A 16,100-nucleotide genomic window follows, 5' to 3' on the forward strand; every position below is an offset into this window, starting at 1 on the left:
GTTTATGATGTTTGATAAAAAGATTATATTTTTGTGGAGCGTATTATTCATCTTTTTTTTGTTTTTCTATTATCCAAAAAGTAATTTAAATTATGTCGAGGAGTCTAATAACGTCCCTAGGTTTATTTTACCATATGAAGATAATTTGTGGATAGTTTCCTCAAATGGTAAAATAATTGACATAGTAGATAATTATAAAGTATTTTCTTCTTTGCCTGTGATTGTGATTCCTATAGATGAAATAGATTATTTTAGAGGGAAGGTTAGTGAAAAATATTTGAAAAATCTATCTTTTGGTATACCTAACTTTGTGTATGAAATAAATTTTGTTGAAAATTACATGGTATTAAACAATAATTCAAAAGTGTTTTTTAATGAGAATTTTGATTTTAAAGTTTATTTTGAAAAGTTGAAAATAGTGTATAAATATATTGAACCAAACGAGGTTTATTATTTTTCTAATGATAGGTTAATAAAGGCGAGGTGAAATATATGGGTAAATGGGATCCTGTAACTTCTATAGATATAGGTAATCATAGTATAAAAGGGGTTGTGATTAATTATTCTAATGATGGGAAAGAAGTTATTGCATATTCAACCATTAAGTCCAAAGGAATTGAATCAGGAGAAATAAAGGATGTTGTTGCGCTTAATGAATCTATGAATGTTTTGATTGAAAATTTGGAGGAACAAATTGGAAAAAATTTAAAAGGAGATTTTTTGGTCTCTTCAAGTGTGGGGAATTTCAAGCTTCAGGAGATTAGGGAAGAATTAATACTTACCGAATCTGAAAGTTCTGTTGCCGTTAATGAGAAACACGTAGAAGAGTTGAAAAGTTTGATTTTAGGAACTATACTTGGGGATAATAATAATGTTTATCATTCATATATAAAGAAATATATTTTGGATGAAAAGAAAATAGTTTTTAATCCTGTTAACATGAATGCGAAAAAGTTAGAAGGTGTTTATTCATTTATAATTGGTGACAATATGCATAGAAGTATTGTAGATTATGCCACAAGGGATACAATAGGAGAGGCAGAATATTTCATATCTCCTATTTCAGCGGCAGAAGCTGTTTTGACTAGTTTTGAAAAGGATAGTGGAGTTGTACATGTGGATTTGGGACACTATTCAACTGTGGTTACCATATTCTTGAACAACGCACCTATAAAATTTGTGAGAATTCAAAAATCGATTAGGCATGTTGTATTAGACATAGCGAGGGTTTTGAAGACATCTATAAACGAAGCAGAAAGACTTTTAAAGATTTATGGAATAGCTGTTTTTGAAAATATTGAACCAAGTGTTATAGAATACAAGGCGTTGGATAACAGAACGAATTTAGAGGTAAATAGAGAACTTCTTGCAAGAATAATTTATGCAAGATTAAGGGAAATTTTCTTGAACGTTAGAAAAATTTATAGAGATGCAATGTTAGATTATAAAGAATTTAAAGATTTGGGAATACCAGGTGGTGTGGTTTTGACTGGTGGAGGTGCTAAAATTTCTAGGATTACAGATGTGGCCTCCGATGTGTTGAAATGTTCTGTGAGAGTTGGAAGCTTTGTAAATACAGATGAATTTATCATTGAGGAGAATGAACAAATATTGTCTGATCCGCAATTTTCAGCGGTATTTGGAAATGTTTTGCAATTTGAAAAAGAAGAGAGTTCAGAATTTATATCCAGTAAGAATAAATCAAAAAATTCTTTTGGATTTGGTGAATTTTTTAGAAAATTGTTTAAGGGGGAATAAATATGGCATTTAATGTAAAAAAAGAAGAGAGTTTTTCAAAAATAATGCCTGTTATAAAAGTTGTTGGTGTTGGAGGAGCAGGTTGTAATGCCGTGAATAGAATGGTTGAGTCTGGTATAGATGATGTGAAGTTTATTGCCGTTAATACAGATGCACAAGTTCTTGAAGTAAGTAAAGCGGATGAAATTGTGCAAATTGGTGAAAAATTAACCAAAGGTTTAGGAGCTGGTGGTAATCCAAAAGTTGGTGAAGAGGCAGCACTTGAAGATAAAAAGAAGTTAGAAGAAATATTAAGGGGAACTGATATGCTCTTTATTACAGCAGGTTTTGGAGGCGGTACTGGTACTGGTGCAGCTCCAGTTATAGCAGAAATTGCTAAAAATTTGGGGATTTTAACTGTTGCAGTTGTTACTACACCGTTTTATTTTGAAGGTGATCCAAGGTGGAAAGCGGCAATGCAGGGAATTAGAAAAATACATCAACACGTAGATACATTAATAAAGATAAGTAATAATAAGTTATTGGAGGAGTTTTCTTCAGATATAACTTTTGTTGATGCTTTCAAAAAGGCAGATGAAACATTGTATCAAGGTATAAAAGGTATTTCCGAATTAATTACCAAAAGGGGCATTATAAATTTAGATTTTGCCGATATTGAATCTGTAATGAGAAATGCGGGAGCGGCAATGCTTGGAATAGGTGTTGGTAAAGGTGAAAATAGAGCTACAATTGCAGCGAGAAATGCGCTTGAAAGTAAATTAGTTGAACATCCTATTGAAAATGCAAATTCAATAATCTTAAATATAACAGCATCTAATAGTTTTAAATTACATGAGATGCAGGAAGCTGCTGTTATAATAAGACAGACATGCAGTGAGAATGCAGATCTCAAACTTGGTATAAATGTTGATCCTGAAATGCCTGAAGATGAAGTAAGAGTGACTTTGATTGCAACAGGTCTTGAGAGAGAAGAAGACTTTTTATACAGTCAAGAAGATATTCCTGCTTTGTTTAAATTTGGGTTGGAGGTAATGGGAAATGATGGAAAAAAAGTATAAACGATTGGGGGATATTTTAATTGATAGGGGGATAATTACAAAAGAAGATTTGGAGTATGCATTACAGGTTCAAAAAAAGACAAGAAAGCCAATTGGAGAAGTTTTAGTTGAATTGGGATTTTGTACTTGGAATCAGATAGTAAAAGCATTGTCTAAGCAGTATGAAGTACCTTATTTTGCCGAAAAGCCCAAAGTAGATCCAACATTGAATTTGAATATGAAAAGAGAATTGATGGAGGAATTAAGGGCAGTTCCAATAAAGCTTGATGGAGATAAAATAGTAGTTGTTACAGATAACGTATATAACATTTCTTTGATAAAAAGAAGGTTGAAGTTTCTTTTTGGAAAAGAGATAGAAGTGTATCTTATAGCACCTGATATGTTTGAAGAAGTTTTAATGGAAGTTTCATCGGAAAAAAAGATGGAGTTTGAAGTTTCAGAATCATTATATGAGAATGAAGAAGGAGAAGAAGAGGAAGAAAATTTGGGTGAAATAGAAAATGAAGATACCCCCGTTGTTAGATTAGTAAACAATTTATTAACACATGCTATTGAATTAGATGCAAGCGATATTCATATAGAGCCTACTGGGAAGAGAAATGTTGTTGTTAGATATAGAATTGATGGAGTTTTAAAGAAAATAACGGAATATCCAAAAAGTAGTCATGGTTCTGTTGTGGCAAGGATAAAAATTCTATCAAAACTTGATATCACTGAAAGACGAATACCACAGGATGGTAAGTTTTTTATGAATTTAAATTCTGAACAGTATGACTTTAGGGTTTCCACGATGCCATCTGTTAATGGAGAAAAGGTTGTCATGAGAATTTTAAAAGTTTCTCAATCAAATAAAAAATTAGAAGAATTGGGCTATAGTGATTATAATTATGAAAGAATTAAGCAATTGATAACTCATCCATATGGAATTATATTGGTTACTGGTCCAACTGGTAGTGGAAAAAGTACTACATTGGTTGGAATAATTAATTCCCTTAACGATGAAGCTGTAAATATAGTTACAGCAGAAGATCCAGTAGAATATACTATTGAAGGTGTCACGCAATGTCAAGTAAATCCGGAAATAGGTCTTACATTTGCAAAGTATCTAAGAGCCTTTTTAAGACAAGATCCAGATATCATAATGGTCGGTGAAATTAGGGATAAGGAGACAGCAAATTTGGCTGTTGAGGCATCACTAACTGGGCATTTAGTTTTATCAACGTTGCATACAAATACTGCAGCAGGTGCAATTGATAGATTGCTGAATATGGGGATTGATCCAAGTCTTATCAGTTCTTCATTGATTGGAGTAATTGGCCAAAGATTGGTGAGAAGAGTTTGTAATAATTGTGCAAGAGAGGTATCCCTTGATGGAGAGTATGCAGAATTTGCTAGAAAGCTTTTTCCTGAGATACCTTTAAAACAAAAAGTAGCAGTGGGATGTGAAGCTTGTAATAATACTGGGTATAAAGGTAGAACCGCTATTAATGAAGTTTTAATAGTAAATGATGAATTAAAATATTTAATAAATAATAGGGTATCACTTTCAGAGATAACAAAGTCTGCAAAGCGGGGAGGGATGCGTACTTTATTTGAGGATGGTCTTTACAAAGTTTTGAATGGAGAAACAACTCTTGAGGAAATTATAAGGGTGACAGGTGGAATGTATGAGGAATGAGGAATATAAGAAAAAATTGGAGGAAAAGGAAAAAAAACTAAAAGAAGAAATTCAAGGTTATAGAAAAAGAAGTATTTATATACTTTTTATAAATATAGTAGTTGTTCTTGTTATTTTTTTCTTGTTCAAAAGTTTGAATGTAAAAAATCCAAATTTAGTGAATGGATTTCAGGTTATTATTAAACATAAAACTGAGTTTTTTTCCAACGAAGAGATTGATGCAAAGGTTTATCTTATAAATACAAGAAATGCTTTGCAAAGTTTTGTGATTAATAATTTCCGTTTTAAAATTTTAAAAGAAAATATCCCTATATATAATTTCTACTACAATTCAAGTGTAAATTCTAATGTTGATAAACTTTCAAGTGTCTTGGTTTTTGATCTAAAGCGAGAAGTCACTATTAAGAATTTGACTGCTGGAATTTATAAAATTGTAGTTAATTTAAACTTAAATGGAAAAGATATAGAAGTTGAAAATACTTTCAATGTCAAAGAAGAAATATTAAAAGAAATATCTATGGATCCATTTTATATAGTTGGTGAAAAAATTTATCCACAAATTGTTATTGAAAATAAGACATCTACATCTGTGGAACTTAATGTAGAATCTTTAGAGTGGATTTTAGGAGGTAAATCATTTAAGGATATAAATTTAGGAAAATACAAACTTTTTAGTGGTGAAAGACTTTTTTTGGAATCTTCAAAACCATTTTTAGCCGAAAAAACGGGAATATTTACTTTAAAGTGTAGCTTAGTTATTAACGGACAGCTAAATGAGATTTTAAATAAATTTTTGGTTGTAAATGAGGTAGAAAGAAATTTAGAAGATTTAAAATTAAGAATATATTCCGATGAATATTTGAAGAAAAACTCACCTGTTAAATTTTCTTTTGAGATAAATAATCTCAAAAATAAAGAAAGGTATATTTTGATAAGAAAGGTAAATGTGTTAGTTCCAGAAGAAAATTATTCATATGAAGTTAGTAATATGAAGGTTTTTTTAAACAAATATGGTGGGGTAACTTTATTTGAACTTCCTTTAATGTTTGAAAATAGTGGAAAGCACACGATAATTTTCAGATTAGTTTCCGACAATGAGATCTCGAAAGTTTTAACTTTAAATGTTCCGTGATATAATACATAAAGGAAAATAACAAATAATTTGGGAGGTGTTTTGATGAAAGAACCTATTATAAAGGAAACGGAAGAAAAGATGAAAAAAAGTGTGAATTCGATTGATGAAGAATTAAAAAAATTGAGAACAGGAAGACCATCTCCTGCACTTTTAGAAGAAATAAAAGTAGATTACTATGGAGTGCCTACTCCAATAAACCAGGTTGCAACGGTAAATGTAACAGAAGAACGTTCTTTGATTATTAAGCCTTGGGAGAAAAATTTACTTGGAGCTATAGAAAAGGCAATTCAAAGTAGTGATTTAGGATTAAATCCAATGAATGATGGTAATGTTGTTAGATTGGTATTTCCTACTCCAACCACAGAACAAAGACAGAAATGGGTAAAAAAAGCAAAAGACATAGTTGAACATGGGAAAATTGCCATTAGGAATATAAGAAGAGATAGTATAAAGGTGTTAAAAGAAATGAAAAAAGATGGAGAAATTTCTGAGGATGATGAAAGAAGGTTAGAAAAGGAAATACAAAACTTAACTGACAAATATGTTGAAGAGTTGGATAAATTATTTGAGAAGAAAGAAAAGGAGATAATGGAGTTTTAATATGTTGCGGCATATAGCTTTTATAATGGATGGAAATGGAAGATGGGCGAAAAGACAAAATAAGCCTAGAATGTACGGTCATTACAAGGGAGCGTATAAAATTGAGGAAGTAGTAAGATGGTCTGCAAAACGTGGTGTAAAGTACACCACGTTTTATGCATTTTCAACGGAAAATTGGAAAAGACCGAAAAAAGAAGTAAATTTTATCTTTGGCCTTCTGCAGAGTAAAATTGCTGAATTTTACGAAAGAATGGATAAAGAAGGAGTAAAACTAGTCTTTTCAGGACGTCTAAAAGAATTGGGTGATAAGATATACAATATTTGTAGAGAATACGAAGAAAAGACGAAGAATAATGAGAGAATAGTTGTAAATATGGCAATAAATTACGGAGGGAGAGCAGAGATAATAGATGCTGTTAATAGAATTTTAGAGAGTGGACTACAGAAAATAGATGAAAATATTTTTAATTCGTTTCTTTATAGACCTGAAATTCCTGATCCAGATTTGATAATTAGAACTTCTGGAGAAATGAGGTTAAGTAATTTTTTAACATGGGAAGCTGCGTACAGTGAACTTTATTTTACAAATGTTTTGTGGCCAGATTTTTCAGAAAAAGATTTGCAAGAGGCGATAGATGATTATTTCAAAAGGAATAGGAGATTTGGGGGGATAAAGTGAAAGAAGAAACCAAAGTTAGGCTTTTTTCCGCATTAATTGTTGCTCCGGTTGTTGTTATATGCTTTGTTTCGTATCAAAGTTTGATAGGGCTAGTTTCCGCTATTGTTTTTTTGGCAAGTTCTGAGTTATATTTTTCAACGTTGATGAAGTACAAAAAAACGGGAGTAATTGTATTGTATATTATCATTGTTTCCGCATTTCCCGTTTTGTTTGGTTTGTGGTTTATAAATTTTTCTATGGAATTGTTTAGTGTATTATTTATAATGGGTATTTTAGTAACATTAGTTTTGGTAAAGAATAAAGATATAGTTATGGAATATTTTGGTGTTTTTTCCATATCTATGATTTACATTTCATTTAATCTTTCTTTTTTTATTCCACTTTATAAATATTATGGTGCATCGCTGGCTTTACTAACATTAACTCTATCCTGGGCATATGATAGTTTTGCGTACTTTTTTGGTCTTGCTTTTGGGAAACACAAATTATCTAAAGTTTACAGTCCAAATAAAAGTTATGAAGGGCTTTTTGGAGGAATTTTTGGTACATTTATTTATGTTTTAATTTATTTTTATGTTATGAAAACCTTTTTTCAATGCAATACTAATATTAGTTATTTGTATTCTGTGCCTTTTGCTATAATTACAGGACTATTTGATACATTAGGAGATCTTTTTGAATCTGCTATAAAAAGGGCATATGGTTTAAAGCATATAGGAAAATTTATGCCTGGACATGGAGGAATGTTAGATAGAATAGATGGATTGTTATTTGTTGCTCCGATTATATTTATATTTTTGAAAATTTTTGTAGGTTAAGGAGGTAACTGTATGCAAAGCGAAGAGATAAGGCAGCTATTTCTAGAATTTTTCGAGAAGAAAGGTCATAAAATTTTACCTAGTGCTTCTTTGATTCCAGATGACCCACAATTAATGTTTACAGTTGCGGGTATGGTTCCTTTTAAACCTATTTTTTGGGGAAAGGTTGATCCTATTTATACACGTATAGCAACGTGTCAAAAATGTATAAGAACAACTGATATAGAGAATGTGGGAAGAACACCAAGACATCATACTTTTTTTGAAATGCTTGGAAATTTTTCTTTTGGTGATTATTTTAAAAGAGAGGCAATTGAATGGGCATGGGAATTTATAACACAAATTTTAAAAATACCAGAAGAGAAGTTGTGGATATCGGTGTATGAAAAAGATGATGAAGCATACGAAATTTGGAGAAATATAGGAATACCTTCGCAAAAAATTTTAAGGTTAGGAAAGGAAGATAATTTTTGGGGGCCTGCTGGGCCTACAGGTCCTTGTGGACCGGACACTGAAATTTTTTACGATACAGGTATGGAAGTTGAAACTGTAGATGGCAAAGAACCAAATCCTGCAAATACAGAAGGGCGTTTTGTGGAGATATGGAATTTAGTTTTTACGGAATATTATCAAGATGAAAATGGAAATTTATTACCTTTGAAGAGGAGAAATATCGATACAGGTGCTGGGTTGGAAAGAATTGCTGCAATGATGCAAGGGGTATATTATAACTTTGATACTGATTTATTTTTACCTATTATAAATAGAATTTCTGATATTTTGAAAGTTGATTATGCAAAAGATCAGAAAAAGGACGTATCAATTCGTGTTATTGCTGATCATATTAGAGCTTTAGTATTTTTAATTTCCGATGGTGTGTTTCCATCTAACGAAGGAAGAGGCTATGTTTTAAGAAGAATTTTACGAAGGGCTGCAAGGCATGGTAAGTTACTTGGAGCAGATAGGCCATTTTTGTACAATGTTGTAGATGCTGTAGTAGAGAAAATGGGAAAGATTTACCCGGAAATTGTGGAGAAATCTAATTTTGTTAAAAAAATTATTCATGGAGAAGAAGAGAGGTTTTTACAAAATTTGAATAAAGGACTTGAAATTGTAGAAAAAGTTGTCAGAGAATCTGGGGGAAAAATAGATGGAAAATCTGCTTTTAAATTATACGATACTTATGGATTTCCACTGGATATTTTAAAGGATCTTGCAAATGAAAATGGATATGTACTTGATGAAGAGGGTTTCAATAAATACATGGAGGAACAAAGAAAAAAGGCGAGGAATGCAGCAGGAGAAGTTGAATTTTCTGAAAGAACAGAATATGAGTCTTTGAATTTTCACACAGAATTTGTAGGATACGATACACTAGAGACAGATGTAAAAGTTTTAAAGATTAAGACAGATGATTTTGTCGATAGTGTTGAAAACGTAGAATGTGAGTTGGTTTTTGATGTTACTCCTTTTTATCCTGAAAAAGGTGGACAGGTTTCCGATAAAGGTGTAATTAGTTTTGAAAATGGTAATTTTGAGGTCAAACATGTATATTTACCCGTTGAAGGAATAATAGTTCATAAAGGAGTGTTAAAGGGGAGGGTAAAAGTTGGTGATAAAGGTGTTGCAAGGGTGGACATGGATAAAAGAAAAGCTACTGCAAGAAATCATACAGCAACGCATTTATTGCATGCGGCGTTAAGAAAGATATTGGGGACTCATGTTAGACAAGCAGGTTCTTTGGTTGAACCTGAAAGATTGAGGTTTGATTTTACGCATTATGAAGCGTTAACAGAAAAGCAGATAAAAGAGGTTGAAAAGCTTGTAAATAAAATAGTTTTAGAAGCAATAGATGTGGAAACGGAAATTATGTCTTATGATGAGGCTGTTAGCAAAGGAGCGATGGCATTATTTGAAGAGAAGTATGGAGATAAAGTTAGAGTTGTAAAAGTATCAGATTTTAGTGAAGAGTTGTGTGGAGGTACACATGTAAAAAATACTGGAGAAATAGGATTGTTTAAAATTATCAGTGAGGGTTCAGTTAGTGCTGGTGTGCGAAGAATTGAGGCAATAACTGGAATGGTTAGTTTGAATTATTTAAAATCTCTGGAGAATAATTGGAAAAAGATTAAAAATTTACTTGAAGCAAATGACAGGGATGTATTTGCAAAAATTGAAAAATTGAAAACAGATATCAAGTTATTGGAATCAAAATTCAAAAAATTTCAGAAAAATATGGTTAATGTTGAGAAGTTATTGGAAGAAGTTAATTTGGAAAGTAACATAAAGTATTTAGTTAAAGAATTTGAAGGATTGGAAGTTGAGACATTAAGGGAGATATCCGATAGGATAATTGATAAGGGTGTGGATCTTGTAGTATTTTTTAACAAACAAAATGATAAGGTAGTGTTGATAGTAAAAAGAAGAAAAGACTTAAAAAAATTACATGCTGGTGAAATTGCAAAAACTTTATCTAAAGTTTTAGGTGGCGGTGGTGGCGGAAGACCAGATTTTGCCCAAGCAGGTGGCAAAGAAGTTTCAAAGATAAGTGATGCAAAGAAAAAATTAGTTGAATTTTTAAAGGAGTGTTAGTATGTTTAAAAGATATGATATGGGGATAGATTTGGGGACTGCTAATACATTAGTCTATGTAAGAGATAAAGGGATAGTAATAAATGAACCTTCGGTTGTCGCAATAAATGTAGAAAATGATGAAGTTTTAAAAGTTGGAAATGAAGCAAAAAATATGATTGGAAAAACTCCTTCGTATATAAAAGCAATACGGCCATTGAAAGACGGAGTTATTGCTGATTACAATGTGGCACTTGCTATGCTTACTTATTTTATTAATAGAGCTCAAAATGGTTTTTCATTTTTTAGACCCATGGTTGTTGTTGGAGTACCTGTGGGAATTACTGAAGTTGAAAGTAGAGCAATACTTGAGGCAGGTAATGAAGCTGGTGCAAAACGAGTTTTTTTAATAGAAGAACCTATGGCTACAGCTATCGGTGCTAATTTGAACGTTGAGGAACCAACGGGCAATATGGTAGTGGACATAGGGGGAGGTACTACCGAAATTGCTGTTATTTCCTTGGGAAGCCTTGTTACTTGGACTTCAATTAGGGTTGCGGGAGATGAACTTGATGAGGCGATTATCCAATATGTAAGAGAAGTGTATAGAGTGATAATTGGTGAAAGAACAGCAGAAAGGGTTAAAATTGAGATCGGAAATGTATTTCCAGATAAGGAATATGATGAACTTGAGACGAGCATTACCGGAATAGATTTGTCAAGCGGACTTCCAAAAAGGCTTGTGTTAAGAGGTGGTGAAATAAGAGAAGCTTTGAAACCTATAATAATGCAAATTGTAGATTCTACAAAGGCAACTTTGGAAAAGACTCCTCCGGAGTTAGTGGCAGATATTACAGAGAAAGGAATAGTAGTTGCAGGTGGAGGAGCACTACTTAGGGGTATCACTACGTTGATGAAGAAAGAGACGGGAATAGAGGCGTTTGTTGCAGATGAACCTATGACTTGTGTAGCACGTGGTGCAGGAATGGTACTTGATAAAGTTTCAATATTATCGAGATTGAGGAGAAATGAATGAAAAAAGTAGAAATTCTGATGTTATCTTTTTTATTACTTATCTTTATTTTTATTTTTAATTATATGTTTGAAGATAAAGTTTTGGAAAGTGTAAATGTGTTTTTTGAAAAAACATCTTATCCGTTTTTTTTACTAAGAAAAGGTTTAAATACTTTATTTGATGATGATGTAAAATATAAAATGGTTTATTTTGGCATCGAAAAGGATGAATTAACTCCCTTAAGTTTTTCTGAAAAGGGGATTTACTTTTTTGGAGTAGATGCTACTGGTGTGATATTAACAAATGATAAAAGGTTATTTGGGATAGTAAATACTACTGGTAATTTTGTTTTTGTAAAAAAATGGTGGTATGATAAATTTGAAGTTACGGTGGTAACGGATAAGTTTGAAATTGAAGCGTTGCTTGATAATGGAAATTTGGAATTTTTTGATAGTGTAGAAGTAAAAAATGGAAATATATATTATTCAAAGTATTTACCATATGGAGTTTATTTGCACAATTTAGGTGTTAGGTTGGGTTATATAAAAGATGGGAAGGTCTATTTAAATCTTACAAATTTCAATCTAAATACACACTTTTTTTTATTAGAAGATTATATTAGGAGGAGATAGAATGGGTGAATATGAAAAAATGACAAAAGAAGAATTGATAGTTAGAATTAGGGAGTTAGAAGATGAGTTATTATTACTCAAGACAAGACAAAACGAGCTTGAAAGCTTGCTTACTGAATATTCAGAGATTGTAAAGAAGCAATTTGAAGCCTTTGATGATTTTATAAAAGATTTGGGAACAAAGAGAATGATTGACCCGTTAACAAGGGTTTATTCAAAAGAACATATATTGAAATTAATAAGCTATTACCATCAAAAAGCATTTGAAGAAAACTTTGAATATGCTATTATTCTGATTAAGTTGAGAGGAATAAATGAAAAAGAAGATTTTGAAAAGGAACAAATTATTATTACCTTAGGTAAAGTTTTAAGAGAATCGGTTAGAGTTCCTTTAGATAGTATTGGAAGATATTCATATGATTCATTCTTAGTGCTATTGACCGAAATTTCAAAAGAAAATGCAAATGTTGTAAAGGATAGAATAGAAAGTTTAATGAATATTAAACTTCCAGAAGTGGAGTTTGACATAAAAATGGCTACATATCCTTACGATTCAACAAACCTTGAAGAACTATTAAATATTGTGAAAGAATGAGGGATTAAATTGGGATATTTTGTGCTAGAAAAATCTGTATTAAATGGTGAAGTGGTTATTTCAGGTGCTAAGAATGCAGCGCTTCCTATTTTGGCAGCCACTATATTAATTGATGATGAAATAGAGTTACGTAATGTGCCCGATTTGCTTGATATTAGAACGATGATTGATATTCTAAAAGAGACGGGCAAAAATGTGTATTTTGAAAATAACATTGTTAGGATTTCGGGAGTTGCTAAGAATAAAGTGATTCCATATGATTTAGTAAGAAAAATGAGAGCTTCTTTTAACGTTTTAGGGCCTTTAGTGTTGAGGTTAGGAGAGGGGCAGGTTTCATTGCCAGGGGGGTGTGCAATAGGAGTTAGGCCAGTAGATTATCATATAATGGGGTTAAAAAAACTTGGTTTTAGTATAGAAATTGAACATGGTGAGGTTTTTGCAAAAAGAGGAAAAAGTGAAGGGGAAATTTTTATTACATTACCTTTTCCCAGTGTAGGTGCAACAGAACATTTAATGACAACTGCTGCATTATTAGATGGTGTAGAAGTTGTTATAGAAAACGCTGCAATGGAGCCGGAGATTGTTGATCTTCAGAAATTTTTGAACAAAATGGGAGCGAATGTAGTTGGTGCTGGAACAAGAAAAATTATAGTAAAAGGAGTTAAAAGACTTTCAGGTGGAACATATAGTGTAATGCCAGATAGAATAGAAGCGGGTACTTACGCTATATCTATAGCATCAACAGGTGGTGAAGGTGTTGTAAAAGGTATAATCCCAGAACATTTAGAGATATTATGGGAAGTATTAGAAGAAACAGGTACAAAGGTTGACATATTTAACTCATATGTTTATGTAAATGGTAAAAATAGGAAAAAGTCTATTAATATAAACATACAACCTTATCCAGGATTTCCCACTGATTTACAACCTCAGATTATGGTTTATTTATCTGTTGCAAATGGGACTAGTATGATAATGGAAAATGTATTTAAAAATAGGTTTCATCACGTAGATGAATTGGTTAGAATGGGGGCAAAGATAAGAATATTTGATGGAACGGCGATAGTAGAAGGCGTCAAAAAATTAAGTGGAGCCAAAGTCGAGGGAACCGATTTACGTGCAACTGCGGCACTTATCATTGCAGGATTCCTTGCCGAAGGAAAAACAGAAGTACATAATGATTTTCATGCGCTAAGAGGGTATGAAAATATAGCGTATAAATTTAAAAAATTGGGAGGAAATATTAAACACGTAATTTGAGGTGATCTTTTTGAATAGAAAGGTTTTGTTGTTTTTTGTAGACGTATTCTCTACTTTAATAGCTGGAGTTTTAGCTCTTTTTATTAGATTTGGTTTTAATTTTTCTGAGATGAGAAAATACGATGAGTCAATATATGTATACATTATAATTTCAGCGTTGGTATACATTTTTAATGGAAATTACAAAGTGGTGTGGAGATATGCAAACCAAAAGGATTTTTTGAAGCTTTTTAGAGCCTCTGTTATTTCTTATTTACTCGTTTTGTCATTTTTTCATTTTTATAAGGGAATAGTTTTACCAAGGTCAGTTGGGTTTGTAATGTTTTTATCTTCATTTATTTTACTAGTTGGTGTAAGACTTTTTTATCAATTTATAATAGAAATAAAAAAAAGTGTAGAAAACAAATACTTGATAATTGGAGCTGGAGATGTAGCTGTTTCAATTGCAGAAGAAATAATGAAATCTGGTATTGGTGATGTTGTTTGTTTTATAGATGACGATACAAATAAGATTGGCCGTACAATATTTGGAAGGAAGGTCTTTGGACCTCTTTCAAAAATTGATGAATATTTAAAGTTATTTTCGTACGATGAAATTATAATTGCTATACCAGAATTAAATAGTCAACGAATCAATAGTATAATTGAAAAAATAGATCTAAAGAAAACAAAAGTAAAAGTTATTCCTTCTTTCGAAGAACTTTTTAAAGATAAAATCAGAATTGAAGATATTAGGGAAATTTCTTTGGAAGATATAATCGGTAGAAAACCTGTAAGGGTTGATTTGAGCAGAATAAGGGAGTATATAAAAGATAAAGTTGTTATGATAACAGGAGCTGGTGGAAGTATAGGCTCTGAGATTTGTAGACAAATAGCTTTTCAAGAACCAAATCGAATTATTCTTTTGGGTAGAGGAGAAAACAGTATTTATGAAATTAATGAGGAAGTAAGAGAAAAATTTCCCAATTTGGAAGTTTCAAGGGTGATTGGGGATGTGGAAAATTCGAAGTGGATGAGGGAAGTATTTAAAAAGTATAGTCCCGATATTGTTTTTCATACGGCAGCTCATAAGCATGTTCCTTTAATGGAAGAAAATCCATATGAAGCTATTAGGGTAAATGTATTTGGTACCGTGAATTTGGTGGAACTTTCATGTGAATTTAATGTTGAAAGATTTGTATTTATTTCCACAGACAAAGCGGTTAATCCAACATCTTTTATGGGGTTGAGTAAAAGAATTTCAGAACTTTATGTTCTAGCAAAAAAATGCCCTGTAAAGTTCTCAATTGTCAGATTTGGTAATGTTATTGGAAGTCGTGGGAGTGTTTTATGGAAATTTAAAAAACAAATTGAAAATGGAAGAGCAGTTACGATAACTCATCCGGAAATGAGAAGGTATTTTATGAGTATTCCAGAGGCTGTTTCGCTAGTTTTACAATCAACTATTTTGAATGGAAATTTGTTTGTTTTGGATATGGGAAAGCAGATATATATTGAAAGCGTTGCAAAAAAATTGGCAAAGATTCTAGGGAGGGATGATATTGATATAATTTATACTGGAATTAGAGAAGGCGAAAAATTATACGAGGAATTATTTTATCCTTACGAGGTTCCGTTAAAAACAGAACATCCTAAGATATATTCTGTGAATTTTTCGGTTCCAATTTCAACTGAACAAATTAAAAATCTTTCTAAAGAGATAATGGAGAATTTGTTAGTAGGAAATATTGAGAAAGCTGTTGGCATTGCTAGAAGAATTGTTCCAGAATTTAAATTTAAAGGAGGATTAAAATGAAGTTTATAGATTCATTTGTATTTAAATATGTAAAAAAAGAAAAAAAGAATGATTTTTCCAAAATTTTAAACGAGATATCTAAATTTTCAGAGCAAGGAATTAATTTTTCGGTAGAGTTAAATGAGAATATAGGGCGTTTAAGATTAGAATTGTACGAAACAAATCAAGAAAAAGATTTGATTTTTTTCAAGGGTTTATTATACACTAATATAGACAAAGTAGATTTTTCTAATTTGATGGGATTTTCTGAAAAGATTGTATTACCATCTGGTTTAGTTTTAGATTATGCGATTTCCGAAGGTGCAAAGAGTGCCATTAAAGGGTTATTTTTAGACGGAGATGTAGCTTACGTAGTAGTTGACAGTAAAAAAACAGAAAAATTAACAAATAAAGCACTGGCAATTTTAGTGTTAGAATATTTGGTTAACAACGTCTTTGAAGTAAAGTTTAATCAAGATGATTATGAAATAGAGATTGAAACTGAATTAACTGATTATTTTATATAA

The 16,100-nt window shown here is 31.5% G+C and carries 15 protein-coding genes; all 15 read left to right on the top strand.

From position 1 onward, the window contains the following. The first annotated feature begins 4 nt into the window (after nt 1-4). The 15 genes from XO08_RS06995 to XO08_RS07065 are packed head-to-tail and all read left to right on the top strand — an operon-like array spanning nt 5 to nt 16,100. Nucleotides 5-487: a DUF4894 domain-containing protein gene (locus XO08_RS06995; RefSeq protein ID WP_232218175.1), complete on the top strand. Its 483-nt coding sequence runs from the start codon at nt 5-7 to the stop codon at nt 485-487. 5 nt (nt 488-492) lie between these two features. Continuing rightward, entirely contained in the window at nt 493-1,758 is a 1,266-nt protein-coding gene (gene ftsA / locus XO08_RS07000) for a cell division protein FtsA (protein WP_075666296.1), read from the top strand. Between the two features lie 2 nt (nt 1,759-1,760). Next, on the top strand, nt 1,761-2,816 hold the full coding sequence (gene ftsZ / locus XO08_RS07005; protein ID WP_075666297.1) for a cell division protein FtsZ: 1,056 nt from the start codon (nt 1,761-1,763) through the stop codon (nt 2,814-2,816). Beyond that, nucleotides 2,797-4,494 carry a GspE/PulE family protein gene (locus tag XO08_RS07010; RefSeq protein WP_077287770.1) on the top strand — a complete coding sequence of 566 codons (1,698 nt, stop codon included), beginning with the start codon at nt 2,797-2,799 and terminating at the stop codon, nt 4,492-4,494. The genes ftsZ and XO08_RS07010 overlap by 20 nt, the downstream gene beginning before the upstream one ends. After that, nucleotides 4,484-5,626, top strand: coding sequence for a hypothetical protein (locus XO08_RS07015; RefSeq protein WP_075666298.1), 1,143 nt, complete (start codon nt 4,484-4,486; stop codon nt 5,624-5,626). The genes XO08_RS07010 and XO08_RS07015 overlap by 11 nt, the downstream gene beginning before the upstream one ends. Nucleotides 5,627-5,671: 45 nt before the next feature. Continuing rightward, the gene (gene frr, locus XO08_RS07020) at nt 5,672-6,229 is read left to right on the top strand and encodes a ribosome recycling factor (protein WP_077287772.1); all 558 of its coding nucleotides are present in this window, start codon (nt 5,672-5,674) and stop codon (nt 6,227-6,229) included. Nucleotide 6,230: 1 nt separating this feature from the next. Next, nucleotides 6,231-6,908, top strand: a complete 678-nt coding sequence (gene uppS, locus XO08_RS07025; RefSeq protein WP_075666300.1) for a polyprenyl diphosphate synthase — start codon at nt 6,231-6,233, stop codon at nt 6,906-6,908. Beyond that, nucleotides 6,905-7,726: a phosphatidate cytidylyltransferase gene (locus tag XO08_RS07030; protein ID WP_077287774.1), complete on the top strand. Its 822-nt coding sequence runs from the start codon at nt 6,905-6,907 to the stop codon at nt 7,724-7,726. Before uppS ends, XO08_RS07030 begins: the two co-directional genes overlap by 4 nt. 12 nt (nt 7,727-7,738) lie before the next feature. After that, entirely contained in the window at nt 7,739-10,318 is a 2,580-nt protein-coding gene (gene alaS / locus XO08_RS07035; protein ID WP_077287776.1) for an alanine--tRNA ligase, read from the top strand. Between the two features lies 1 nt (nt 10,319). Continuing rightward, on the top strand, nt 10,320-11,333 hold the full coding sequence (locus tag XO08_RS07040; protein WP_075666303.1) for a rod shape-determining protein: 1,014 nt from the start codon (nt 10,320-10,322) through the stop codon (nt 11,331-11,333). Then, nucleotides 11,330-11,944: a hypothetical protein gene (locus XO08_RS07045; protein WP_075666304.1), complete on the top strand. Its 615-nt coding sequence runs from the start codon at nt 11,330-11,332 to the stop codon at nt 11,942-11,944. The genes XO08_RS07040 and XO08_RS07045 overlap by 4 nt, the downstream gene beginning before the upstream one ends. A gap of 1 nt (nt 11,945) precedes the next feature. Continuing rightward, on the top strand, nt 11,946-12,539 hold the full coding sequence (locus XO08_RS07050; RefSeq protein WP_075666305.1) for a diguanylate cyclase domain-containing protein: 594 nt from the start codon (nt 11,946-11,948) through the stop codon (nt 12,537-12,539). 9 nt (nt 12,540-12,548) lie between these two features. After that, nucleotides 12,549-13,799 (top strand): UDP-N-acetylglucosamine 1-carboxyvinyltransferase, encoded by a 1,251-nt coding sequence (gene murA, locus XO08_RS07055; protein ID WP_077287778.1) that lies wholly within the window; start codon nt 12,549-12,551, stop codon nt 13,797-13,799. 1 nt (nt 13,800) lies between these two features. Next, nucleotides 13,801-15,594, top strand: coding sequence for a nucleoside-diphosphate sugar epimerase/dehydratase (locus XO08_RS07060; RefSeq protein WP_232218176.1), 1,794 nt, complete (start codon nt 13,801-13,803; stop codon nt 15,592-15,594). Further along, a complete protein-coding gene (locus XO08_RS07065) occupies nt 15,591-16,100 on the top strand; it encodes a hypothetical protein (RefSeq protein WP_075666307.1) in 510 nt (169 codons plus the stop codon). Before XO08_RS07060 ends, XO08_RS07065 begins: the two co-directional genes overlap by 4 nt.

Source organism: Thermosipho sp. 1074, from assembly GCF_001999655.1.
Taxonomy (GTDB): domain Bacteria; phylum Thermotogota; class Thermotogae; order Thermotogales; family Fervidobacteriaceae; genus Thermosipho; species Thermosipho affectus.